This is a genomic window from Rhizobium sp. KDH_Rht_773_N (assembly GCF_052946295.1).
Map to the genome: position 1 here is coordinate 3146061 of NZ_CM129525.1, position 22663 is coordinate 3168723.

19 protein-coding genes are annotated in these 22663 nt (G+C 61.0%); 8 read left to right on the forward strand and 11 right to left on the reverse strand.

The annotated features are described in order from the left end of the window. Window positions 1-54 precede the first annotated feature (54 nt). Window positions 55-966, forward strand: coding sequence for an HD-GYP domain-containing protein (locus ACU8HS_RS15530; RefSeq protein ID WP_112563330.1), 912 nt, complete (start codon window positions 55-57; stop codon window positions 964-966). A 238-nt stretch (window positions 967-1204) separates the two neighbouring features. Here the strand turns inward: ACU8HS_RS15530 and ACU8HS_RS15535 are convergent, their stop codons facing one another. Continuing rightward, window positions 1205-2533: an aspartate aminotransferase family protein gene (locus ACU8HS_RS15535; RefSeq protein ID WP_112755967.1), complete on the reverse strand. Its 1329-nt coding sequence runs from the start codon at window positions 2531-2533 to the stop codon at window positions 1205-1207. A gap of 247 nt (window positions 2534-2780) precedes the next feature. On the opposite strand from ACU8HS_RS15535, the gene ACU8HS_RS15540 reads away from it, so the two are divergent. After that, window positions 2781-4754 (forward strand): PhoX family protein, encoded by a 1974-nt coding sequence (locus tag ACU8HS_RS15540; RefSeq protein ID WP_447014665.1) that lies wholly within the window; start codon window positions 2781-2783, stop codon window positions 4752-4754. Window positions 4755-4909: 155 nt separating this feature from the next. Here the strand turns inward: ACU8HS_RS15540 and ACU8HS_RS15545 are convergent, their stop codons facing one another. From ACU8HS_RS15545 to ACU8HS_RS15565, 5 genes are all read right to left on the reverse strand, one after another. Beyond that, window positions 4910-5227, reverse strand: a complete 318-nt coding sequence (locus tag ACU8HS_RS15545) for an ArsR/SmtB family transcription factor (protein ID WP_112703974.1) — start codon at window positions 5225-5227, stop codon at window positions 4910-4912. A 114-nt stretch (window positions 5228-5341) separates the two neighbouring features. After that, window positions 5342-6091 (reverse strand): HugZ family pyridoxamine 5'-phosphate oxidase, encoded by a 750-nt coding sequence (locus tag ACU8HS_RS15550; protein ID WP_112703973.1) that lies wholly within the window; start codon window positions 6089-6091, stop codon window positions 5342-5344. A gap of 137 nt (window positions 6092-6228) precedes the next feature. Then, window positions 6229-7275 (reverse strand): choline ABC transporter ATP-binding protein, encoded by a 1047-nt coding sequence (choV, locus tag ACU8HS_RS15555; protein ID WP_112703972.1) that lies wholly within the window; start codon window positions 7273-7275, stop codon window positions 6229-6231. Beyond that, window positions 7272-8117, reverse strand: coding sequence for a choline ABC transporter permease subunit (gene choW / locus ACU8HS_RS15560; RefSeq protein ID WP_447014666.1), 846 nt, complete (start codon window positions 8115-8117; stop codon window positions 7272-7274). The genes choV and choW overlap by 4 nt, the downstream gene beginning before the upstream one ends. 77 nt (window positions 8118-8194) lie before the next feature. Continuing rightward, window positions 8195-9151, reverse strand: a complete 957-nt coding sequence (locus ACU8HS_RS15565) for a choline ABC transporter substrate-binding protein (protein ID WP_112563315.1) — start codon at window positions 9149-9151, stop codon at window positions 8195-8197. Between the two features lie 235 nt (window positions 9152-9386). Between ACU8HS_RS15565 and ACU8HS_RS15570 the strand changes: the two genes are divergently transcribed. From ACU8HS_RS15570 to ACU8HS_RS15580, 3 genes are all read left to right on the forward strand, one after another. Next, window positions 9387-9998, forward strand: a complete 612-nt coding sequence (locus ACU8HS_RS15570) for a thymidine kinase (RefSeq protein WP_112563313.1) — start codon at window positions 9387-9389, stop codon at window positions 9996-9998. Window positions 9999-10062: 64 nt separating this feature from the next. After that, the gene (locus ACU8HS_RS15575) at window positions 10063-11136 is read left to right on the forward strand and encodes a hypothetical protein (RefSeq protein ID WP_113412135.1); all 1074 of its coding nucleotides are present in this window, start codon (window positions 10063-10065) and stop codon (window positions 11134-11136) included. A 142-nt stretch (window positions 11137-11278) separates the two neighbouring features. After that, window positions 11279-12400, forward strand: coding sequence for a DUF2333 family protein (locus tag ACU8HS_RS15580; protein ID WP_112703969.1), 1122 nt, complete (start codon window positions 11279-11281; stop codon window positions 12398-12400). Here ACU8HS_RS15580 and ACU8HS_RS15585 read toward each other — a convergent pair. Further along, the gene (locus ACU8HS_RS15585; RefSeq protein ID WP_113412136.1) at window positions 12397-12876 is read right to left on the reverse strand and encodes a diguanylate cyclase; all 480 of its coding nucleotides are present in this window, start codon (window positions 12874-12876) and stop codon (window positions 12397-12399) included. The genes ACU8HS_RS15580 and ACU8HS_RS15585 overlap by 4 nt on opposite strands. Window positions 12877-12922: 46 nt before the next feature. After that, complete coding sequence (locus ACU8HS_RS15590; protein WP_112703967.1) at window positions 12923-13648, reverse strand: LuxR family transcriptional regulator; 726 nt, start codon at window positions 13646-13648, stop codon at window positions 12923-12925. Between the two features lie 522 nt (window positions 13649-14170). On the opposite strand from ACU8HS_RS15590, the gene ACU8HS_RS15595 reads away from it, so the two are divergent. After that, window positions 14171-15850: a formate--tetrahydrofolate ligase gene (locus ACU8HS_RS15595; RefSeq protein ID WP_447014667.1), complete on the forward strand. Its 1680-nt coding sequence runs from the start codon at window positions 14171-14173 to the stop codon at window positions 15848-15850. An 85-nt stretch (window positions 15851-15935) separates the two neighbouring features. Here ACU8HS_RS15595 and ACU8HS_RS15600 read toward each other — a convergent pair whose 3' ends face one another. Further along, window positions 15936-16850, reverse strand: coding sequence for an extensin family protein (locus ACU8HS_RS15600; protein ID WP_113412137.1), 915 nt, complete (start codon window positions 16848-16850; stop codon window positions 15936-15938). A gap of 280 nt (window positions 16851-17130) precedes the next feature. Here ACU8HS_RS15600 and ACU8HS_RS15605 point away from each other — a divergent pair, with 280 nt between their 5' ends. Next, the gene (locus ACU8HS_RS15605) at window positions 17131-19359 is read left to right on the forward strand and encodes a TonB-dependent hemoglobin/transferrin/lactoferrin family receptor (RefSeq protein WP_113412138.1); all 2229 of its coding nucleotides are present in this window, start codon (window positions 17131-17133) and stop codon (window positions 19357-19359) included. A 244-nt stretch (window positions 19360-19603) separates the two neighbouring features. Further along, a complete protein-coding gene (locus ACU8HS_RS15610) occupies window positions 19604-21793 on the forward strand; it encodes an anthranilate synthase (RefSeq protein ID WP_113412139.1) in 2190 nt (729 codons plus the stop codon). A 63-nt stretch (window positions 21794-21856) separates the two neighbouring features. On the opposite strand, the gene ACU8HS_RS15615 is transcribed toward ACU8HS_RS15610, so the two are convergent. Both ACU8HS_RS15615 and ACU8HS_RS15620 read right to left on the reverse strand, forming a co-directional pair. Next, complete coding sequence (locus tag ACU8HS_RS15615) at window positions 21857-22021, reverse strand: DUF1328 domain-containing protein (protein ID WP_007824505.1); 165 nt, start codon at window positions 22019-22021, stop codon at window positions 21857-21859. 100 nt (window positions 22022-22121) lie between these two features. After that, window positions 22122-22643, reverse strand: a complete 522-nt coding sequence (locus ACU8HS_RS15620) for a hypothetical protein (protein WP_112757057.1) — start codon at window positions 22641-22643, stop codon at window positions 22122-22124. Window positions 22644-22663: the final 20 nt, after the last annotated feature.

Sequence of the window (22663 nt, forward strand, 5' to 3'; positions counted from 1 at the left end):
TGCAACAGATATGCAGTCTGTCGATATTGGGATTTGGCGGGAGTAGATATCCGGATGCTGAAGCGTATCGAAGCCAGACAAGTACGAACCGGCATGTTTATCGAGATGATCGAAGGCATCTGGAACGATCCTTTTCTATCCAGGCGGCGGTTCTTACTCCGTCACGAGAGTGATACGTTGAAACTGAACGAGTGCGCCGACGCGGGCGTGGTCATCAACACCACCAAGGGCCTCGATGTCAGCGATGCTTCCCGCAGGATCGAGATCGACGTCAAGGCGGCGCGGGAAACCATCCAGAAGTCGGTGCAGGTGCTCGAGAATGTCTTCGGCCGGCTGCGGGAGGGGGATGCCAGCACTATCGACCAGGTTGAGCCGGTGATCTCTTCCGTCTCGAAATCGATGGACGACCACCCCGCGGTCTTCATGAGCGTGACGCGGCTGAAATCCAAGGACGAAGTCACGTTTCTGCATTCGCTTTCGGTCAGCGCCCTGATGATCCTTTTCAGCCGCCACCTCGGGCTGAACGAGGAGCTGGTGCAGACGCTCGGCACGGCGGGCCTGCTGCACGATGTCGGCAAGCTGGAAATTCCGCTTGAGGTGCTCAACAAGGAAGGACGCCTCAGCGAGGAGGAGATGCAGCTGATCCGCGACCATCCGGAGAAGGGGCATGCGATCCTGTCCCGCCAGGAAGGCATGTCGCAGATCGTTCTCGACGTCTGTCTCAACCATCACGAACGGATCGACGGCAAGGGCTATCCGCGCAAACTGTCCCATGGCCAGATCAGCCTGCACGCACGGCTTGCCGCGATCTGCGACGTCTATGACGCGATCACTTCGGTGCGTCCCTACAAGGCGCCCTGGAGCGCGAAGGAGGCGCTGACCTGGATGCTTGCCAATGAGGGGCATTTCGACCGCCGGCTCGTCAAGAAATTTGCGCTCTGCCTGTCGGTGGCCTCCGTTTCCTGAACGTTTCTCTTTGATCGGACAGGGCCTGCGGGCATTCGATCCAACGCAGGCCGGATGCCGCTATCGCCCGGCGAGCGCCTTTCCCAAGGGCAGGTGCTGGCATGGGATCTCCATTGGGCTGACTTGCCCTGTCTGCAGGAAATCCGTGACGCCGGAGACCGATAACGCGATCGAGGCCGGCACAAAGGAAAGGGCGAGGCCGCAGCCCCGCCCCTGAACTCAACTGGAACGATCGAATTCAGATATTGTTCTGCAGGATCGTGCGCAGTTTGCCGAAGAGCTCGTCAATGTGCTTCTTCTCGATGATCAGCGGCGGAGACAGCGCGATGATGTCGCCGGTGGTGCGGATCAGGAGACCGCTCTCGTAAGCCTTGAGGAAGGCCGTGAAGGCGCGTTTGGTCGGCTCGCCGGCGATCGGGTCGAGTTCGATCGCGCCGATCAGGCCGGTGTTTCTGATGTCGATGACGTTGGGGCAATCCTTCAGCGAATGCAGCGCATCGGCCCAGTAGTCGGAAAGTTCGGCTGCGCGGGTCAGCAGGCCTTCTTCCTTGTAGGTGTCGAGCGTCGCAATGGCGGCGGCCGAAGCGATCGGGTTCCCGGAATAGGTATAGCCGTGGAAGAACTCGATCATGTGCTCGGGGCCGTTCATGAAGGCATCGTGGATTTCCGAGGTCACGAAGACGGCGCCCATCGGGATGACGCCGTTGGTCAGCCCCTTGGCGGTGGTGATGATATCGGGCTTGACGTCGTAATACTGGGCGGCGAAGGGCGCGCCGAGGCGGCCGAAGCCGGTGATGACTTCGTCGAAGATCAGCAGGATGCCGTGCCTGGTGCAGATTTCGCGCAGCTTCTGCAGGTAGCCCTTCGGCGGGATGAGCACGCCGGTGGAGCCGGCGACCGGCTCGACGATGACGGCGGCGACGGTGGAGGCGTCGTGCAGGGTAACGATGCGCTCGAGTTCGGTGGCGATATCGCCGCCATGCTCGGGTTCGCCGCGCGTGAAGTTGTTCTTGCCGGGCAGGTGGGTGTGCGGCATGTGATCGACGCCGGTCAGGAGCGTGCCGAACATCTTGCGGTTGGTGACGATGCCGCCGACGGAGATGCCGCCGAAATTGACACCATGATAGCCGCGTTCGCGGCCGATCAGGCGGAAGCGCGAACCGTTGCCCTTCACGCGGTGATAGGCGAGCGCCACCTTCAGCGCCGTCTCGACCGATTCAGAACCGGAATTGGTGTAAAGCACGTGGTCCAGGCCCTCGGGGGCGATATCGACCAGGCGGTTGGCAAGCTCGAAAGCCTTGGGATGGCCGAGCTGGAAGGCGGGGGCGTAGTCAAGCTCGCCCGCCTGTTCGCGGATCGCTTCCGTGATCTTCGGGCGGCAGTGTCCGGCATTCACGCACCAGAGGCCAGCCGTGCCGTCCAGCACCTGGCGGCCGTCATGGGTCTGGTAATACATATCCTTCGCGCTCACGAAGAGGCGCGGTTCCTTCTTGAACTGGCGGTTCGCGGTAAAGGGCATCCAAAAGGCGCGAAGGTCGTTTGGCGTTGCATTGAGGCGGTTGGACATGCTGTTCTCCTGACCGTTGGGGTGGCCGTTCCCGTTTTAGGCTTGGCGCCGATTATTTTTACTGCCCGGTCAAATTATCAGCGCCCGGAAAAGCGTCAAGCCGCAGAAACGCCGCCAGCTGCCGTTCTGCGACACGTCAGGCGTCATCAATCCTTCGCCCGGCATTGCTAGAAAAACCGATGGCCGCAATGGCCGAGGGCATTTCATTCATTTCCTTGAAATTCAACCGTTTTTACCGGAGGTAGTCATGACGGACCGCCAGAAGACCAGACCGCGTCCCAATCCGCGGCGCGCATTTGCGCCGAGCTACGGCACCATTCTCGAAGAAGGCGTTCGCCGCCGCACCGTTCTGAAGGGCTTTATTGCAGCCATGGGGGCGGCCGCTTTTGCGCCGGCGCTCGAAGCAACGAAGGCGGAGGCCGCCCAATCGACGCTCACTTTCCCCGAACTGAAGCGTGTGCGCGACACCGCCGACCACTGGCCGGAAGGTTACGAGCGCCAGATCCTCGTGCGCTGGGGTGACGCGCTCTTTGCCGACAGCCCGGAATTCGACGTCAGCAAGCTCGACGGCAAGGCGGCCGAGCGCCAGTTCGGCTACAACAACGACTTCACGCAGTTCCTGCCGCTGCCCTGGGGCGAGAAAAGCTCGGATCACGGCCTGATGGTCGTCAGCCATGAATATGCGACGCCCTACCTGATGTTTCCCGGTCTGACGGCGGACGACTACCGCGAGAAGATGACCGAGGACCAGATCCGCGCCGTCATGGCCGCCGTCGGCGTCTCCGTCTTCGAAGTGCGCAAGGACGGCGACCAGTGGCAGGTGGTCAGGGACAGCAAATATAACCGCCGTATCCACATGAGCACGGAAATCGGCATTGCCGGCCCGGCTGCCGGCGACGACCGGCTGAAGACCAAAGCCGATCCGACCGGCACGGTCGTCTTCGGCACGATCTCGAACTGCAATGGCGGCATCACGCCCTGGGGCACGATGCTTTCAGGCGAAGAAGGCGCGATGGACGTTTTTGCCGGCGACTACAAGACGCTGCCGAACCAGGAACTGGTCGAACGCCAGGGCTGGGACGAGGACGAGAACGACATCTATTCCGTCAGCCGGGTCGAGCCGCGTTTCAAGTTCGAGGAAGAGCCGAACGAGTGGATGCGTTTCGACTGGGTCGTCGAAATCGATCCGTTCGATCCGACGGCAAAGCCGGTCAAGCGCACCTCGCTCGGGCGCATGACGCATGAAGGCGCGCAATGTTGCGTCGCCCCTGACGGGCGCGTCGTGGTCTTCATGGGCGATGACGACGATTTCGAATATATCTACCGCTTCGTCACCCGCGATCCGTGGAACCCGAGCGATCGCGCCGCCAACAAGGACCTGCTCGACCACGGCACGCTGTCGGTCGCCAAGTTCGAAAGCGACGGCACGATGCGCTGGATCCCGCTTACTGCCGGCGAAGGCCCGCTGACGGCGGAAGCCGGCTTCAAGACGCAGGCAGACGTGGTTCTGGCCACGCGCGCTGCCGCCGATCTCGTCGGCGCGACGCCGATGGACGGCCCGGAAGGCTTCATCCCGCATCTCGGCACCGGCAAGCTCTATGTTGCCATGACCGAGAACGAGGATCGCCTGCCGAAGGGGGAGGGCGACGACGAGAAGGAACAGGTCAACGTCGCCAATCCGCGCGGGCCGAACCCGCACGAGCACCTGCTGGAACTGGTGACGCCCGGCGGCCCCGACAAGCCGGATTACGCGGCCGAAAGTTTCAAATGGGACGTTTTCGTTCTCTGCGGCGATCCGGCCAAGCCCGAAGACCAGGCGATGTTCCATCCGGCGACGACCGCGGCCGGCTGGTTCACCGATCCCGACAACCTTGCCGTCGATCCGGCCGGCCGCCTCTGGGTGACGACCGACGGCCCGCCGCCGGAAGGCATTGCCGATTCCGTCTATGTGATGGATACGGAAGGTCCGGGCCGCGCGCTGCCGAAACTCATCTATATCGCGCCCGTCGGCTCGGAAACCTGCTCGCCGACCTTCACCCCGGACGGTTCCAGCGTCTTCCTCTCGGTCCAGCATCCGGGCGAATTGCGCATGGCCGACAATGAGGACGCGACGTCGATGGACGATGCCGGCACCAGCTGGCCGGACTTCAAGCCGGGCGTGCCGGCCCGTCCTTCGCTTGTCGTGCTGAGCCGCGGCAACAATGCGGTGGTGGGCAACTGAGCCCGCTCCTGCGCGACATCTGACGCAAAAACAAGACCGGCAATTCGTAGGAATTGCCGGTCTCTAATGCTTCACGTGCTGAAAAGGGGTAAGCGGCGTCCGCGGAAAGATCTCTCTGGAACGCTGCCTATGCCGACATCATGTCAGCGCTAACATCAGGCTGCAGACCTGCTCCGGCTCGGGGCCACGTAAATCTCTTCGAGTGTTGCAAGGATTTTCATGACCGGTTCGGAGTTGCTGGAATAATAGATCGTCTGTGCGTCACGACGGGTCTTGACCAGCTTCTGAGCGCGCAATTTCGACAGATGCTGGGAGAGCGCCGACTGGCTCAGGCCGACCTGGGTGGCGAGAACGCCGACAGGCACCTCTCCCTTTACCAGGCTGGTGAGGATCAGCAAACGCTTGGGGTTGGCCATGGCCGATAATAAAGCTGCCGCCACATTGGTGTGCTCGGCCAAATCAGAGGTTTCCATATTTTTCTTCCTAATGCGAAACGTACATCATCCGTACAGGCACAGGCCGTCAGACGGTTCTTTGACTGACGGCGAAAACTAGCAATTGGGCTTGAAGATTGTATATACCTAAATTTAAGGTATCAGGTATGCTATTTTAGATATGTTTGAACAAATGTGATCTAAATCCTCAGCGGGTATGTCGAACTCGCAACGCAACAATAAGTCACCTGAAATCATATCAAAACCTGCGGAATCGACGCCTGATATGCGCCAGGGGCCTGCTTCGGGCGCCTTTAGCCGGGATGCCAGCGCCGAGACCAGATCCGGATGGCGCGCTACTAAATCTTGCACTGCGGCATCAGCTTTTTCAGCGATCTCGTCATTTGCGGCACAGTGAATCATGAGATCGCCGCCATCAAGCACGTAGGCACGGCCGAAACCGCCATTGAGGCTGGCCGTGTGCGGGACGAGGCGGAAGAAGCGGAAATCCGGGAAATCGATATAGAGTTTCGCCTTGGCGTGACGGCTGAGGAAACGGCTGCGGATGCGCGCATGGAGGGGCGTGTCCCGTTCCACCTGTTCGGCACGGCATTGCGTGGTCAGGCGCGCATGGGCGAGCGGATCGCCCTTGCCGGGCTCGCCGGTCAGGAGCGAGGCCCTGGGGTCGGCGGCGAGCGCTTTCGTGTGGGCCGAGAGCGCGGAAACGAGAATGACCGGCACGCCGTCAATATCGGTGCCGAGGAGAACCCGGCTTGCGAAGGGAAAGCCGGTTTCAGGATCGAGAACGGCGAGGGCCGCGTAGCGGGCGGAGCGCAGGAGGGTGCGGGCCAGCTTGCGGGCTTCGTCGTCGGTTTCGCGCAGTGTTGAGGACGGTTCTTTCATACCGCCATGTTGCAAAGCGGAGTGAGCGGATCAAGTCTAAAGCGTGTCGCGGTCTCCAAGATCCGCTTGCCACGCTTCAGATCTCGGTTTCACGCATGCCGTGGCCGCAAACCGCTGCACACTTTGCGCGACATGCTTCATTCCTTCCGCCTGTGCCGCGTGAGGCCGGTGACGACATCCTGTGCCGAGATGGTGCCGACGATCTGGCCGTTATCGACCACGCCGATACTGCCGGGCTGCCTCGACAGCGCATCGAGGACATCGACGAGCGGCGTCGTCGGGCGCGCGGTGGCGCTGACCGACATGCCGATTGCCGCATCGCCAAGTCCGGGCTGCATGATGTCGGAGGCCATCAGCATGTTGATCGGGTTCATGTTCTGCACGAAATCGGCGACATACTGATCGGCAGGGTTCTTGACGATTTCCTGCGGCGTTCCGCACTGGATGATGTGCCCGCCCTCCATGATGGCGATGCGGTTGCCAATGCGGAAGGCCTCGTCGAGATCGTGGCTGACGAAGAGGATGGTCTTCTTCAGCCGCCGCTGAAATTCCAGGAGCTCGTCCTGCAGGCGTGTGCGGATCAGCGGATCAAGTGCCGAGAACGGCTCGTCCATCAAAAGGATCGGCGCGCCGGTGGCGAAGGCGCGGGCAAGGCCCACGCGCTGCTGCATGCCGCCGGAGAGCTCGTTGACCTTGCGGTCGGCCCATTTCGTCAGGTTGACGAGTTCGAGTTGTTCGCCGACGCGGTTCTTGCGTTCCGCATCCTTCATGCCGGCGAGCTCGAGGCCGAAACCGACATTTTCGGCAACGGTGCGCCATGGCAGCAGGGCGAACTGCTGGAACACCATGGAGACCGTATGCGTGCGCAGGTCGCGCAGCGCCTTGGCATTGCATTTGTAGGGGTTTACCGGCCCCGTTGCCGTCGAAACGGCGACGTCGCCGCGCACGACGGGCGCAAGCCCGTTGACGGCGCGCAGGAGCGTCGACTTGCCGGAGCCGGAAAGGCCCATCAAGACGAGGATTTCGCCTTCCTGGATCGTCAGCGAGGCATTGGCGACGCCGAGAACGAGGCCGGTCTCGGCGCTGATCTCGTCGCGCGTGCGGCCCTGATCGACCATGGCAAGCGCGGTTTCCGGCCGGTCGCCGAAGATGATGCTGACATCCTTGAAACTGACCGCGGTCATGCGCCGTCTCCTTCGCCTGCGGTGCGGAACATGCGGTCCAGAATGATCGCCAGGATGACGATGCAGAGACCGGCCTCGAAGCCTTTGGCGACGTTGACGGTATTGAGCGCGCGCACGACCGGCACGCCGAGACCGTCAGCGCCGACGAGGGCTGCGATGACGACCATCGAGAGGGAGAGCATGATGGTCTGTGTCAGGCCGGCCATGATCTGCGGCGTGGCGAAAGGCAGTTCCACCTTGCGCAGGACCTGCACCGGGGTTGCGCCGAAGGCGACGGCGGCCTCGACGAGGGAGGGAGGCGTCGAGATGATGCCGAGGCGGGTAAGGCGGATCGGGGCGGGGATCGCGAAAATGACGGTGGCGATCAGGCCCGGCACCATGCCGAGGCCGAAAAGGATAAGAGCCGGAATGAGATAGACGAAGGTCGGGATGGTCTGCATGAGGTCCAGAACCGGCCGCATCGCGGCATAGACCCAGGCGCGGCGGGCGGCCGCGATGCCGAGCGGAATGCCGATTACCATGCTGACGAAGGTCGAGGCGAGCACGAGCGCCAGCGTTTCCGTCGTCTCCTTCCAATAGCCCTGGTTCATGATGAGCAGCAGCCCAAGACAGGTGAAGATCGCGACCGCGATTGATCGGCGCAGCCACCATGCAAGGAGGGTGATGGCGAGGATAACGATCAGCGGATTGGGCGTCTGCAGCACAAGAAGCAGACCGTCGACGACATGCGACAGCAGGGAGGCAAGCTGGTTGAAGAACCATTCGCCGTTCGTCGTCAGCCAGTCGACAAAGGACTTGGCCCAGGGACCAATGGGAATTTTAGCGTCAGTGATCCAATTCACGAGGCGCGCCTGTCTTTTGAGAACGAAGATCGGGATGAAAACGAAAATGGGGCGGCAGGTCCGCCCCGTTCATTTCATCAGAGGCCGAGGCCGGACTTGACGGCTGCGAGGCCGTCGCCGCTGCCGTCGCGCGTCTTGACGCCGGCAAGCCAGGGCTCGACCGTGGACGGATTGGCCTTCAGCCATTCGCCCGCTGCCTTTTCCGGATCCTCGCCGTCGTTCAGGATCTTGTTCATGATCTCGTTCTCCATCTTCAGGGAGAACTTGAGGTTCTTCACGAATGTCCCGACGTTCGGGCATTCCTCGATATAGCCGGCGCGCACGTTGGTATAGACTTCAGCGCCGCCGAAATTCGGCCCGAACGTGTCGTCGCCACCCGACAGGTAGGTCATCTTGAAGTTGGTGTTCATCGGGTGCGGTTCCCAGCCGAGGAAGACGACCGGCTTGCCTTCCTTCTCGGCGCGGGCGACCTGGGCCAGCATGCCCTGCTCGGAGGATTCGACGAGTTCCATGTCCTTCATGCCGAAGGTGTTCTTGTCGATCATGTCGATGACATGGCGGTTGCCGTCATTGCCGGGCTCGATGCCGTAGATCTTGCCGTCGAGTTCGTCCTTGTGGGCGGCGATATCCTTGAAGTCCTTGATGCCGAGTTCGGCGCCCTTGGCGTTTGTCGCCAGCGTGTACTTGGCGCCGACAAGGTTCGGGCCGTAGGACTCGACCGACTTGTCGTCGAGATAGGGCTGGATATCGGCCTTCTGGGACTGCATCCAGTTGCCGAGAAAGACGTCGATGTCCTTGTTCTTCATCGACGTATAGGTGACCGGCAGGGAGAGAACCTTGATGTCGGTCTCATAGCCGAGCTTCTTGAGAAGCAGGGCTGCGGTCGCCGTGGTGGACGTAACGTCCGTCCAGCCGATGTCCGACAGATGGACGGTGGAGCAGCTTTCCGGATCTGCGGAGAAGGCGGCGGTCGCAGCGGAGAGGGCAGCGACTGCAGTTGCGGTGATGAGTTTGAATGCGCTTGTTGTTTTCATTTTAGACTCCCAGTCTTACGTTCCCAAGCCAACCATCAATAGACCAGTTTTACAAGCGATCTCGGCGCGTTTGCGGCGTTCCGGACTATGCGATTGCGACGCCCGGCATTTTTTGGGAGAGCTTGGATTTCAAGGCTTTTGGCGATTTCGCCGCCGGGATTTCCTGTGACTATCGCTTTGCCGGGGCTTTTCTTTGCATTCCCGAGCTTCCAAGAAGCCAGATAAGGAGAATCCGATGGCAAAACTCTATTTCAACTACTCGACGATGAATGCCGGCAAGTCGACCATGCTGCTGCAGGCCTCCTACAACTACCAGGAACGCGGCATGCGCACGGTTCTGCTGATTGCGGCCTTCGACGATCGGGTTGCCAGGGGCGTCATCGGTTCGCGCATCGGGCTCGAAGCGGAAGCCATCCCTTTCGAGGGCGACAGCGATCTTTATGCGCTGGTTCGGGAGCTTAGCCGCGAGGGGCAGCCGATCTCCTGCATTTTCGTCGACGAAGCGCATTTCATGACCCGCGACCACATCTGGCAGCTTGCCCGCGTGGTCGACAGGCTTGGCATTCCCGTCATGGTCTACGGGCTCAGGACGGATTTCCAGGGCAAGCTTTTCCCGGCCTCGCAGGAGCTGCTGGCGATTGCCGACGAGATGCGGGAAGTTCGCACCATCTGCCATTGCGGGCGCAAGGCCACGATGGTCGTGCGCCTGGACGGCGAAGGCAAGGTGCTGCACGAAGGCGCGCAGATCGAAGTCGGCGGGAACGAAAAATACGTTTCGCTGTGCCGCCGCCACTGGGACGACGCGATGAACGGCGAATGGGTGGCCGAGGCCGTCTCGGCAGGCTGATGCCTGTTTTCTTTGAAGCGGCAAATGACTAGTCTGCAATCTGCAGATTCCCTGGGAGTGCCCGGTGCGCAAGAGCCCGCCTTTCGACAGCCAGTATGATGCGGCCCGTGACCTTGCCGAGGCCATGGCCGGCGAGGCGGATTATTGCGCTGCATGCATCACCGGCTTCGATGGCGACGGTTCGCGTTCCTCCGACGAGATTTTCCTGGAGCAGAATGCGCGTTTCCAGGCCTTCCTCAACGACAGCGCCACGCTCGACGTGCTGCTTGCGGAACTCGTCTTCTCGCTCGACCGGCTGACGGCGAAGGTTTCGGCCGATCTCGACAGTTTTCGCGGGCTGACGCGGCGCGAAAAGATGGCCGGCTGGTTTTCCCGCCAGCGCATGTGGCGCATGCACAGCGCGCGGGTGCGCGAGGCGCCGGTCGTGGACCAGCTGCTCGATCTTCTGACGAAATCCGACCTGCTGGCGACGCTGCTGCAGGAGCAGAGGCGCTCCCTCGTCGAGCGTCACAAGAGCGCCGAGCAGAGTCTCATCGACATTGTCGAGCGCCGGCGGCGGCTCGTCGACGAGATCGACATCGCGCGGATGCGGATGAAGGAACTCAACGCCAAGGCTTTGAACGCGCAGGGCCGCATCGGCGTTTACGGCAACAAGGCGCATTGGGAGCAGATGGAGGCGGAGCGGCTGGCGCTGAAGGCGGAAGCCGAGCGCATTTCCGTCGAGGAACATGCGATGCGCGACGAAAGCCAGCGGCGCGAGCGCTTCATCGGCATGTTCCAGGCCTTCGTCGACAGGCTGAACGGCCGTATCGCCGGCTGCAACGCGCTCATCCGCAAGCTCTCGGTCGATACCGAAGAGCGGCTCATCATCTATCAGGCGCAGGTCGATACCGACCGTCCGGGCATGAAGGCGCGGATCAAGCCGGAGCTTTTCCCGAATATTGCCGAAACCATCGCGCTTTTCGAAAAGGGCATGCTGGTGCCCCAGGATCTGGTCCAGCGAAAGAGCCGCGCCGACCAGGAATTTGCCCGGAAGTTTCCCGCCTATGCCGAGGAGACCTCGGACGCGCCGCTGATCGATATGGTGCGAAAATCTCCCGTGTTCGGGTTTGGGTTCCTGCGTTCGCTGCGCTCCTGACAGGCCGCTCGCCTCTTGCGGCCGCAGCCGGCCAAAGCGCTGTCCGGCCGAAATATCCTTGTGCGTTGTTGTGCTTGGGCGATCGAGCGCATATGTGGATGGAAGGGATATCCCTGTTTTCGCCGCCTGACAGGAGACGACGATGCTCGACCGGATTGCCGGTTTTTTCAGACTGATCGGCCAGACGATCGGCCGCTGGGTTCGCCTTTTTGCCGCCTGGGCCATCTGGCCCTTCATGGCCGCGCACGGATGGTATGCGCGGCGGACCTGGATGATCCGGCTGCCGATCATCGCGTTCGTCGCGCTTCTCGTCGTTCTCTACGGCTATTTCATCTGGCAGACGCAGATCTGGTCGAATTTCAACACGAACTTCGTCGATCAATATCGGCTTTCGGACCGCAAGGTGGCGGCAGGGCAGGAAATTCCGGCGGCGGACGGGACTGCCGCCAAGACCTGCCAGCGCTCGGCCATCGTCGATGTCGCGGCCGACCTGACGGATTTCAACGTCAACCAGAATGCCTGGATTTCGTCGATGGTGCTCTACAAGATGGGCTTCTTCGGCATCGACTGGGACCACACGCCCTTCCTCGACAACAAGGCGTCCTTCCAGCGCGGCATCAATCAGGCCGTCCGGCGGACTTCGGCGGAGCTGGTCGATACGCTTGGGCGCGTGCGCGGCACGTCCGGTATCAACAATGATCTGCAAAGCGCGCGCGGCAACCTGCAGTTCGACGAATTCAGTTGGTATTTCGGGCTCGATCCCTTCGGCCTGAAAACGCCGACGCCAGCCTTCTACCGCACAGCCATCAGGGATTTGCGCAAGTTCAACACCGATCTCGCTGCCTGCAACGCAGTTTTCGACGGTCGCGCCGACAACCTGATGCAGTTCATCGACCGGATCGCGAACGATCTCGGCGCCACTTCCGATATGCTGGCCGAGCGCTCGGAACATCATAATCGCGGCTGGTTCGACACCAGGGCCGACGACCGATTCTGGTTCGCCTATGGTCAGCTATACGCCTATTACGCGATTCTTTCGGCCGCACAGGCAGATTTCTCTCAGGTTGTGTCGGAGCGGAATCTCGGAGCGATCTGGGCGGGCACGACGCGGCAGTTCCAGGCCGCGCTGCGCATCCAGCCGGCCATCATTTCCAACGGGCGCGAGGACGGCTGGATCATGCCGAGCCATCTCGCGACGATGGGCTTCTATATATTGAGGGTGCGTTCGAACCTCGTCGAAATCCGCTCGGTGCTGGACCGTTAGGCCCCTTTGGCGTTAACCGGCGCGGCATCGCTGTCCTCGAAGCCGACGATGCGCAGCTTCTCGACGAATTCGTAGGTGATGCCGACGATGCCGCCGCCGCTGGCGTCGTCGCGGAACTGGCCGACGGTGCGTACCATCTTGTAGCCGCCAAGCCCGTTTTCGACCCGATAGACATAGTGAAAGCCGACGCGATAAAGGCTCGCCTGCTCGAAGGTTTCGGCAATCAGCAGGCGGTCTTCCTCGTGGATGCGCGACATGAGTTCGGTCAGGTTGACCGGACCCTCGCTGTAGGGAAGATCGAAGATCCGGTGTACGTCTTCGCTGGCGAAGAAATGTCCGGTCTCGAGGTTCATGCGCCAGAAGCCGAAGAGGCGGTAGGCGGCGAACATCGTTACCGCTTCGGCATCGGTAATGCCGATATGGGTGCGGGATTGCGGCCGATGCTCGACTGCGGGCTGTTCGAAACGAAGAGGCACGGTTTCTCCCTAGTGGGGGACGACGCGCTGATTCTCTTCTGATTCCTCAGTTGATCAGCTTCAATCGGATAGCTTTTGCTACCAACTGGGTGCGGTTGACGCAATCGAGTTTTTTAATTGCGTTGGTCATATAGGCATTTACCGTGTGATCGGAGAGCGCCAGGATCTGGCCGATCTCGATCGAGGTCTTGCCCTGCGCCGTCCACCGCACGACTTCGAGTTCGCGCGCCGAGAGCGCGCTATGGGCGCTCTCCTCGTTGCGCTTGACGCTGTTATAGGTATCGAGCGCGTGGAGTATGATCATCGCCAGTTCGTTGATCTCGCTCTGGCCCAGCGCCGCGCGTTCGCCGCTGAACCAGAAGACGAGGCGCTGCCCGTCGGCGGAGTTGATCGGCATGGCAATGCCGGCGGTCATGCCGTATTGCAGCATCAGGTTCCTGATGCCGGCGGGGAAAGACTGGGCATGGCCGGGATCGCTGAGGTGCCAGACCTGCGGCACGGCCGATTCCCGCAGCCGCGCGGCGAAGGGACAGGCGCGCAGCATATGGGCGCGATCGAAATCCCTGACGTAGGAAACCGGCAGCGAACTCTCGATAATCAGCGGCTTGAGAAGCAAATCTTCCGCCGCCGGCGCGTGCAAGAGCGTGGCATGCTCAAAGCCGAACGCGGCCGCCACCCGTCCGAGCGCTTGTGCGAAAAGGCCGCGCGTGCGCGCCACGGCCAATTCGTTCGATAGCAATGACTGCCTTTCAGAGGTAGTCATGTAAGACATTATATGCCCCCGCAAGTCCCCATGTTATCGCTATCAAATACATAAATCCGCCTGCATGCTAGCCCTAATTGACTTAGCACACACTGATTAATTCATTTCGTGAAAAATTAACCAGACGAAAAACGCGTTTAAGTTGATTTATGAGATGTTGTGGTAGACGAACTGCGTGTTTTTACTTCCTCGGCGACCGGGCCGGTGAGCTTCGTCAGGCCCGAGAGGGAAGAATCACCTCCGAAAGGCGTTGGCGGCAAGCTTCCGTTTCCGTCTTTACACGATAGCCGAAGACCGGATGCGACGATATGACATTCCGCAACGGTGTCACTGCGATTTACTGCCGCAGTGAAGGCAACGGGGACATCGGGGCGGAACCGATCCGGCTTCGTGGATGCCTCCCGGGATCGCCGCTTCCTGATAAACAAGGGTATAGCGCGGGGCGCTATTCACAGTCCGGGCATATTTCGCTATCCGATTGTGAAATAAACGCCGAGTCCGTCGCGCGCCGAGAGAACGGGGACCTGATCCATGGCTGCCATCAAATCCGATATCGAAATCGCGCGCGCGGCAACGAAGAAACCGATCTTCGAGATCGGCGCCAGCCTCGGCATTCCGCCGGAGCAGCTCGTTCCCTACGGTCACGACAAGGCCAAGATCAGCGCCGAGTTCATCGCCGCGCAGGAGGGCAGGAAGGACGGCAGGCTGATCCTCGTCACGGCGATCAACCCGACGCCGGCGGGCGAGGGCAAGACGACGACCACGGTCGGTCTCGGCGACGGGCTGAACCGCATCGGCAAGAAGGCGATCGTCTGCGTGCGCGAGGCCTCGCTCGGTCCCTGCTTCGGCGTGAAGGGCGGAGCGGCAGGCGGCGGTTATGCGCAGGTCGTACCGATGGAAGACATCAACCTGCATTTCACCGGCGATTTCCATGCGGTCACCTCGGCGCACAATCTGCTGGCGGCGATGATCGACAACCACATCTATTGGGGTAACGAAGAGAATATCGACCTGCGCCGCGTCACGTGGCGGCGGGTGATGGACATGAACGACCGGGCGCTGCGCAGCATGGTCTGGTCACTCGGCGGCGTATCGAACGGATTTCCCCGGCAGGGCGGCTTCGATATCACCGTGGCATCGGAAGTCATGGCGATCCTGTGCCTTGCAACCGATCTCAAGGATCTGGAACGCCGCCTCGGCGACATCATCATCGGTTACCGCTTCGACAGGACACCGGTCTATGCCCGGGACCTGAAGGCCGACGGGGCCATGGCCGTGCTCTTGAAGGATGCCATGCAGCCGAACCTCGTGCAGACATTGGAAAACAATCCCGCCTTCGTGCATGGCGGGCCGTTCGCCAATATCGCCCACGGCTGCAATTCGGTGGTCGCGACGAAGACCGCGCTGAAGCTCGGCGAATATGTCGTGACCGAGGCGGGCTTCGGAGCCGATCTCGGGGCGGAAAAATTCTTCAACATCAAGTGCCGCAAGGCGGGATTGAAGCCGAGCGTCGCGGTGATCGTTGCCACCGTCCGGGCGCTGAAGATGAATGGCGGCGTGAAGAAGGACGATCTCGGCGCGGAGAACGTTCCGGCGCTGGTCCGCGGCTGTTCCAACCTCGGCCGCCATATCGCCAATGTGCGCCGCTTCGGCGTGCCTGTCGTGGTTGCGATCAACCATTTCGTCTCGGACACGGATGCCGAAATCGCCGCGGTCAAGGAATATGTCGCCCGCCACGGCGCCGAAGCCATCCTCTGCCGCCACTGGGCGGAAGGTTCTGCCGGCATCGAGGATCTTGCCTACAAGGTGGTGGAGCTTGCCGAATCCGGACAGGCGAAGTTCGAGCCGCTCTATGGCGACGACCTGCCGCTGTTCGAAAAGATCGAGATCGTCGCCTCGAAAATCTATCATGCCGGCGAGGTGACGGCCGACAAGGCGGTGCGCGACCAGCTCGCCGCCTGGGAGGAGCAGGGATACGGCAGGCTGCCGGTCTGCATGGCGAAGACGCAATATTCCTTCTCCACCGATCCAAACCTGCGCGGTGCACCCGAAGGACATATCGTGCCGGTGCGCGAGGTGCGCCTGTCGGCGGGGGCCGGCTTCGTCGTAGTCATTACCGGCGAGATCATGACCATGCCCGGCCTGCCGAAATCACCGGCGGCGGAGCGGATTTACCTCAACGACCAGGGTTATATCGAAGGGCTGTTCTGATCGGCAGCCGTCTCACGATCCGGTTCAAGGCTTTTGCAACGGGGTTGCGATTTTGCGGCCAGGTCTTTGACCTTCCTGTCGAATTTCAGTGGCAATAGCGAAAGCCTCCCTTTCTCTCGATCACGTCGAGATGGAAATGGGTCTCGTGGGCAGCATCACTTTCCGGATCGAGCACCGTCGTGAAATAGAGGCAGCCGGCGGCGCTGACGGTGCGCTGGAAGGCGCCTGTGAGCGTCGAGTCCTCACGGCGCGAGCGCACCGCGACAGGTTCGCCCTTTTCGAAGCCGAAGCTTGCGATATCGATGGCGTTGCCGCGGGCATGTTCGGAAATCTTGCCGGTGTCGGCGCCGTTCCGCAGCCGGCAGATATAGGCGGAGGCCTGATTGACGGTGGTGATACGGCCGCTTTCCGGCAGCGCGACGGACGCAGCGGGAATGACGCTTCCCTTCATCCATCGCGCAAGCGCGAGAGCCGTCGGGCAGCGCAGCGTTGCCTCGGGCTTCAGCGCGATGCCGGGCAGGGCCTCGGAGACGATGATCGGCCTGTCGATGCCGCAGCCGTTGCCGCCGTCGATGCGCGGCGTTTCCCGGAAGACGACGCCGAGGCTCTGCAGGTCTTTCGTACATTCGGCATGGTCCGCATCGCTTTCGGGCTCGATGGCCAGATGCTGCTCCTCAAGCGTCTGTTCCCCCGGTCTTGGCGGTCCCTGATATTGCGGCGCAGCAGCCGGTAACGCGTCCTTTTCGGCGGGCGGGGCGGCAGGGGCCTTGCCGGGTTTGGGTTGCGGCGTCGGCACGTCGGATGCTGACGGCTGCGTTTCGGGCTTCTGCCCGGATGCCGCCGGCTGAGGTGCGGGAGTCTTCCCGGTTTCCGGCTTCTTTTCCGGCAGCGGGGCCGCCGGCGCTTCGGTTGCCGCTTCCGGCTTTGCCTGTGGCACCGGCCCGGTTCGCGGCAGTCTTGCACCGGGGAGCAGGGCGAGTGCGGCGAGAAGAACCGCCATCTTCCGAAATTCTCTCACACGTCGTTTCCCGTCGTTGATCGAGCGGAGAGGAAACGCAAGAGCGGCGGATTCGTTGCAATTGCGCAACGTTTGCAAAGATCGTTAAAACTTGACGGTAATATTCAACATAAGACGGCGGAATATATTGACAATAAAAGTCATGTTTTTTATGCGGCAAAAAGAAGGCGGCCGTTGGGGCCGTTCTACGTGCCTAGCCAGCCCCTCGAGCATTTGATGCCGACCAGCCAGCCCGGTTATTAATCACTCAAGGGTTGGTTTCATGGTTCTTGGACGTTGGCGTTCCGCGCTGTTGGTCTGCACAGCAGCCGTATTCACTTTTCCGATTTCACAGGTCTTCGCGCAGAGCACCACGCCGGCCGCCACAACGGGCGAAAAGCCCACGGTGCTGGCGCCCATCGTCCTGAAAGGCAAGCGGGCCACGAAGGATGCCGGTAGTCCGGCAGACAGCCCGGTCGTCTCGGAGACGACCGCCGAACAGATCGACGAGAAGCAGATCACCAGCATCGAGGATCTCGGCCGCACGACAGAACCGGGTGTTTTCTTCAACGTCAATAACGAAAGCGTAAACATCCGCGGCCTCGAACAGAGCCGTGTTCTGACGACAATCGATGGTATTCCGATCCCGTATATCGACGACGGCGCGCGCGGTGCTGAAGGAGGAATCAACACCTTCAATTTCGATTCGCTATCCACTGTGGATGTCTTGAGGGGAGGCGATTCAAGCCGCGCGGGTTCGGGCGCTCTCGGCGGCGCACTGATCCTGCGTACGTTGGAGCCGGAAGATCTCATCGATCCGAACGCGACGTGGGGCGGTATTTTCAAGTTCGGCTATGACAGCAAGGATCGCAGTTTCGGCGGCTCCGCCGCTGTTGCAAAGCGCATCGACAACACTGCCGTGCTGTTCCAGGGCGACTATCGGAAGGGGCATGAATCCGAAAACAACGGGGACGTTGGCGGCTATGGCGCAACGCGTAGCGAAGAGAACCCGGAAGACTACCGCTCGAAGAATTTTCTCTTCAAGGTTCGCCAGTATACGGATAGTGGCCACACGTTCGGTCTGACAGCCGAACATTATGACAAGGATCGCGATATCGATCTTATGACGGGACAGACGTTGACCGGCACCTATCGTCCGGGCAACCGCAATACGTTCAATGACGCCAGGCGCGATCGCGTTTCGCTGGACTATAAATATGAAGCGACTGATGCCGACAGCCTGATCGATCGGGCCAACGCGGTCTTCTATTGGCAGGATATCGTCAAGAATGTCGGCGACGACAGTATTCGCAGCTCGACGCCGATTGGCGTCTACAAGCGTGACAACGAATTCGAACAGCGGGCGATCGGTTTTGCGGGAAATGCCGAGAAGAGCTTTGAAGCTGGCGGGTTCGATCACAAGGTGACCGCGGGTCTGGATATTTCCTTCTCCAAGGCAAACCAGTATTCCTCCGGCGTGGACAGTTGCGGTCCCGGGCCATTCCCGCCATTCAGTACCTGCAACTTCCTGCATACGAACCAATCGGACATGCCTGACGTCGATGGAAGCAAGGTCGGCTTTTTCATTGACGACAAGATCTCTGTCGGAGACAGCTCGTTCTCGCTGACCCCCGGTGTCCGTTTCGACTGGTACGATTACAGCCCGAAGCAGACGACAGCCTATGAAGAAAACCCGGCTTACAGCGGTTTGCCGGCAGGTCAGAGCGATAGCCAGTTCTCGCCCAAGCTCCGTGCCTCCTTCGAGCCGCGTCCGGACGTCGAAATCTATGCGCAGTGGTCGATGGGCTTCCGCGCGCCTGATGTTGAGGAACTTTATCTCGACTACGGTGCGCCGGGCAGTTACCTCAGCCTCGGAAATCCTGACCTGAAGCCGGAAACCAGTCAGGGCATCGAAGTCGGTGCGAATTTCGGCGACAGCGATCTCGGTGGTCACGTCGGTCTCTTCTACAACAAGTACCGCAACTTCATAGATACAGAGACCTTCACAGACACGACCGGGACATATCCGCTCGGCATCACGTCGTATTTCAACCGCGACCGTGTGCGCATCTACGGTATCGAAGCCAATGCGCATAAGACCTTCGACAACGGTTTTCATGTCTCTGCCGGCATCAGCTACATGAACGGTATCGACACGCAGACAAACGAAGTCATTCGCTCGGTCACGCCGTTCAAGGCCATTGCCAGTGCCGGCTATGCAACAGAAACCTGGGGTACGGATGTCACGCTCAATGCTTCGACCGGAGCAAAGGATGACGGCGACCCGGATACGTTCGATGCGCCGGGCTATGGCGTTGTCGATCTGACTGCATGGTGGGAGCCCGAACAGATAAAGGGTATGACGCTTCGGGCCGGTGTCTACAACGTCTTCGACAAGACGTATTACGAAGCGGTAAATACTCAGACGCTTTCTGACTCGCCTACGCAACCGATCGAATATTATTCGGAGGCGGGGCGAACCTTCAAGGTCACGTTGACCCAACGCTTCTAACATCCTGAGGGCGGCTTTCGGGCCGCCCTTTTTCGTGAGGTGATCGCCTCTTGCGCTTGGCTCCATCTCAGGCTAACAATTTTGCTCATGAAGAAGTCCTTGAACATTGCAGTTTGGTGGTGGGCTCGCTGAGGCGGCCTCGACCAATCGTGTCCAAAGACGACGAACGAGCCGCCCGAAACTTCGAGGCGGCTTTTTTGTTTCAAAGGCCGCCTTTCGTCCGGGCCGAGAACGGAGTGGAACTATGGTAACGATCCTGCGGGATGATGGTGCGGAAATCTACGAGACCAAGGGCGGCATCACCGTCACCCGGCAGAGGCGGGCCATCCCCTATGCCGACGCGGTTTCGTCCTATGTCGACAAGCTCGACGAGCGGCGCGGCGCGGTCTTTTCCTCGAACTACGAATATCCGGGCCGCTATACGCGCTGGGATACGGCCGTCGTCGATCCGCCGCTCGGCATTTCCTCTTTCGGCCGCAATGTCTGGATCGAGGCCTATAACGAGCGCGGCGAAGTCATCCTCGGCTTCATTGCCGAGCGGCTGAAAACTGTCACCGAGCTGGAACCCGGCGCATCGAGCGCGCGCCGGCTCGACCTGACGGTGAAAATGCCGGACCGCGTCTTCACCGAGGAAGAGCGCTCCAAGATGCCGACGGTCTTTACCGTGCTTCGCGCCATCACCGATCTCTTCCATTCGCAGGCCGACGCCAGCATCGGCTTCTACGGCGCCTTCGGCTACGACCTTGCCTTCCAGTTCGACGCGATCAACCTGAAACTGGAGCGGCCCGCCGACCAGCGCGACATGGTTCTCTACCTGCCGGACGAAATCCTCGTCGTCGATAACTACGCCGCCAAGGCCTGGATCGACCGCTACGATTTCGCCAAGGACGGCAAGACGACCGAGGGCAAGGCGGGGGATATTGCCGCCGAGCCGTTTGTCCGCACGGATGCCATTCCGCCGAAGAGCGATCATCGGCCGGGGGAATATGCCGAACTGGTCGTCAAGGCGAAGGAGAGCTTCCGCAAGGGCGATCTCTTCGAAGTCGTGCCGGGGCAGAAATTCATGGAGCGCTGCGAGAGCAAGCCTTCCGACATTTCCAAGCGGTTGAAGGCGATCAATCCGTCGCCCTATTCCTTCTTCATCAATCTCGGAAACCAGGAATATCTGGTCGGGGCCTCGCCCGAGATGTTCGTGCGCGTTTCGGGCCGCCGCATCGAGACCTGCCCGATCTCGGGCACGATCAAGCGCGGCGACGATCCGATCGCCGACAGCGAGCAGATCCTGAAGCTCCTGAACTCCAAGAAGGACGAGTCCGAACTCACCATGTGCTCGGATGTCGACCGAAACGACAAGAGCCGCGTCTGCGAGCCGGGTTCGGTCAAGGTCATCGGCCGTCGGCAGATCGAGATGTATTCGCGGCTCATCCATACGGTGGACCATATCGAAGGCCGTCTTCGCGACGACATGGACGCCTTCGACGGCTTCCTCAGCCACGCCTGGGCCGTGACCGTGACGGGCGCGCCGAAGCTCTGGGCGATGCGCTTCATCGAATCGCATGAGAAGAGCCCGCGTGCGTGGTATGGTGGGGCGATCGGCATGGTCGGCTTCAACGGCGACATGAATACCGGCCTGACGCTGCGCACCGTGCGCATCAAGGACGGTATTGCCGAAGTGCGCGCCGGCGCGACGCTGCTGAACGATTCCATCCCCGAGGAAGAAGAAGCCGAAACCGAACTGAAGGCCTCAGCCATGCTTTCCGCAATCCGCGATGCCAAGACGGGCAATTCCGGCAAGACCCAGCGCGATGTCGCCTCCGTCGGCAAGGGCGTCAACATCCTGCTGATCGACCATGAAGACAGTTTCGTGCACACGCTGGCGAACTATTTCCGCCAGACGGGCGCCACCGTCTCGACCGTGCGCACGCCGGTGCCGGAGGAAGTCTTCGACAGGCTGAACCCGGATCTCGTGGTCCTGTCGCCCGGTCCCGGCAATCCGAAGGATTTCGATTGCAAGGCGACGATCAAGAAGGCCCGCGCCCGCAACCTGCCGATCTTCGGTGTCTGCCTCGGCCTGCAGGCGCTGGCCGAAGCCTATGGCGGCGAGCTTCGCCATCTGGCGCTGCCGATGCATGGCAAGCCGTCGCGCATCCGCGTGCTGGAGCCGGGCATCGTCTTCTCGGGCCTTGCCAAGGAAGTGACGGTCGGCCGCTATCACTCGATCTTTGCCGATCCCTCGACGCTGCCGCGGGAGTTCATCATTACCGCCGAGAGCGAAGACGGCACGATCATGGGCATCGAACATGCCAAGGAGCCGATCGCGGCCGTGCAGTTCCATCCGGAATCGATCATGACGCTCGGCGGCGATGCCGGCATGCGGATGATCGAGAATGTGGTGGCGCATCTGGCGCGGCGGGCCAAGACCAAGGCCGCCTGACGCCGGTCTCCAGAATGGGCAAAACCCGCCGGAAACGGCGGGTTTTGCGTTGGAAATGTTCGTCTAGACGCGCCGCATGAGCCGGGCGACGATGGATACGACGAACAGCACCAGGAAGATGAAGAACAGGACCTGGGCGATCGAAGCGGATGCGCCGGCAATGCCGCCAAATCCAAGGACGCCTGCAATCAGGGCTACGACGAGAAATACCAGAGCATAATACAGCATCGCGATCTCCTTAAGCGGTTGCTGGCAAGGATAACGGAAGCGTGAGCCGTTCGTTCCATTGTCGCTGCGACAATTGGATTTCGCGCCGATTTAAATCTTCTCAACCGAACTGCAGATCGGCCTTGAAAGACCGGTCGCCATCGCGCGGCATGGGCGGTTCTGCTGCGGCAAGATAGGATCTTGCCGGCCCCGTCAGCACGAACCAGAGGCTGGCGCCGATCATGAAACAGGCGGCCGACGGGTCGCTGGAACGCGTGACGAAGGGAAGGCAGGCGGCGGTGAAAAGGATGGCGAGCCTGACGGCCCATTCCGCCTCGCGTTTCATGAAGGCCTTGGTCCTCAGCCGCTTGTAAGCGGCGACATCGTAGCTGTCGGCATCGCGGCCGGTGAACAGCGTCCAGGCGGAGGGGAGGGCCAGCATGACGAGGCCGCCATAGCACAGAAGCAGCGCCGGGCCGGCGAGAAAACGGCTGGCTGCGAAGATCAGCAGGCCCGTCACGGCAATATTCCAGAGCGGCTCCAGCCGTTCCGGCGACAGGCCGGTGCGGATGTGCCAGGCCCGCAAGAAACGGGCCGCACCGTCAAGCAACGGCTGGTCGATGTAGCGATTGATCCAATGCATGTCTCATGCGGTCCCCAGTT

Bases quoted from the DNA above. Each gene is read 5' to 3' on its own strand.
- ACU8HS_RS15620 (WP_112757057.1), bottom strand. From the start codon at position 22,643: ATGCATTGGATCAATCGCTACATCGACCAGCCGTTGCTTGACGGTGCG.
- choV (WP_112703972.1), bottom strand. From the start codon at position 7,275: ATGACCGCGGTCAGTTTCAAGGATGTCAGCATCATCTTCGGCGACCGG.
- ACU8HS_RS15595 (WP_447014667.1), top strand. From the start codon at position 14,171: ATGGCTGCCATCAAATCCGATATCGAAATCGCGCGCGCGGCAACGAAG.
- ACU8HS_RS15610 (WP_113412139.1), top strand. From the start codon at position 19,604: ATGGTAACGATCCTGCGGGATGATGGTGCGGAAATCTACGAGACCAAG.
- ACU8HS_RS15615 (WP_007824505.1), bottom strand. From the start codon at position 22,021: ATGCTGTATTATGCTCTGGTATTTCTCGTCGTAGCCCTGATTGCAGGC.
- ACU8HS_RS15600 (WP_113412137.1), bottom strand. From the start codon at position 16,850: ATGGCGGTTCTTCTCGCCGCACTCGCCCTGCTCCCCGGTGCAAGACTG.
- ACU8HS_RS15545 (WP_112703974.1), bottom strand. From the start codon at position 5,227: ATGGAAACCTCTGATTTGGCCGAGCACACCAATGTGGCGGCAGCTTTA.
- ACU8HS_RS15565 (WP_112563315.1), bottom strand. From the start codon at position 9,151: ATGAAAACAACAAGCGCATTCAAACTCATCACCGCAACTGCAGTCGCT.
- ACU8HS_RS15590 (WP_112703967.1), bottom strand. From the start codon at position 13,648: ATGTCTTACATGACTACCTCTGAAAGGCAGTCATTGCTATCGAACGAA.
- ACU8HS_RS15570 (WP_112563313.1), top strand. From the start codon at position 9,387: ATGGCAAAACTCTATTTCAACTACTCGACGATGAATGCCGGCAAGTCG.
- ACU8HS_RS15550 (WP_112703973.1), bottom strand. From the start codon at position 6,091: ATGAAAGAACCGTCCTCAACACTGCGCGAAACCGACGACGAAGCCCGC.
- ACU8HS_RS15540 (WP_447014665.1), top strand. From the start codon at position 2,781: ATGACGGACCGCCAGAAGACCAGACCGCGTCCCAATCCGCGGCGCGCA.
- ACU8HS_RS15580 (WP_112703969.1), top strand. From the start codon at position 11,279: ATGCTCGACCGGATTGCCGGTTTTTTCAGACTGATCGGCCAGACGATC.
- ACU8HS_RS15530 (WP_112563330.1), top strand. From the start codon at position 55: ATGCTGAAGCGTATCGAAGCCAGACAAGTACGAACCGGCATGTTTATC.
- ACU8HS_RS15605 (WP_113412138.1), top strand. From the start codon at position 17,131: ATGGTTCTTGGACGTTGGCGTTCCGCGCTGTTGGTCTGCACAGCAGCC.
- ACU8HS_RS15535 (WP_112755967.1), bottom strand. From the start codon at position 2,533: ATGTCCAACCGCCTCAATGCAACGCCAAACGACCTTCGCGCCTTTTGG.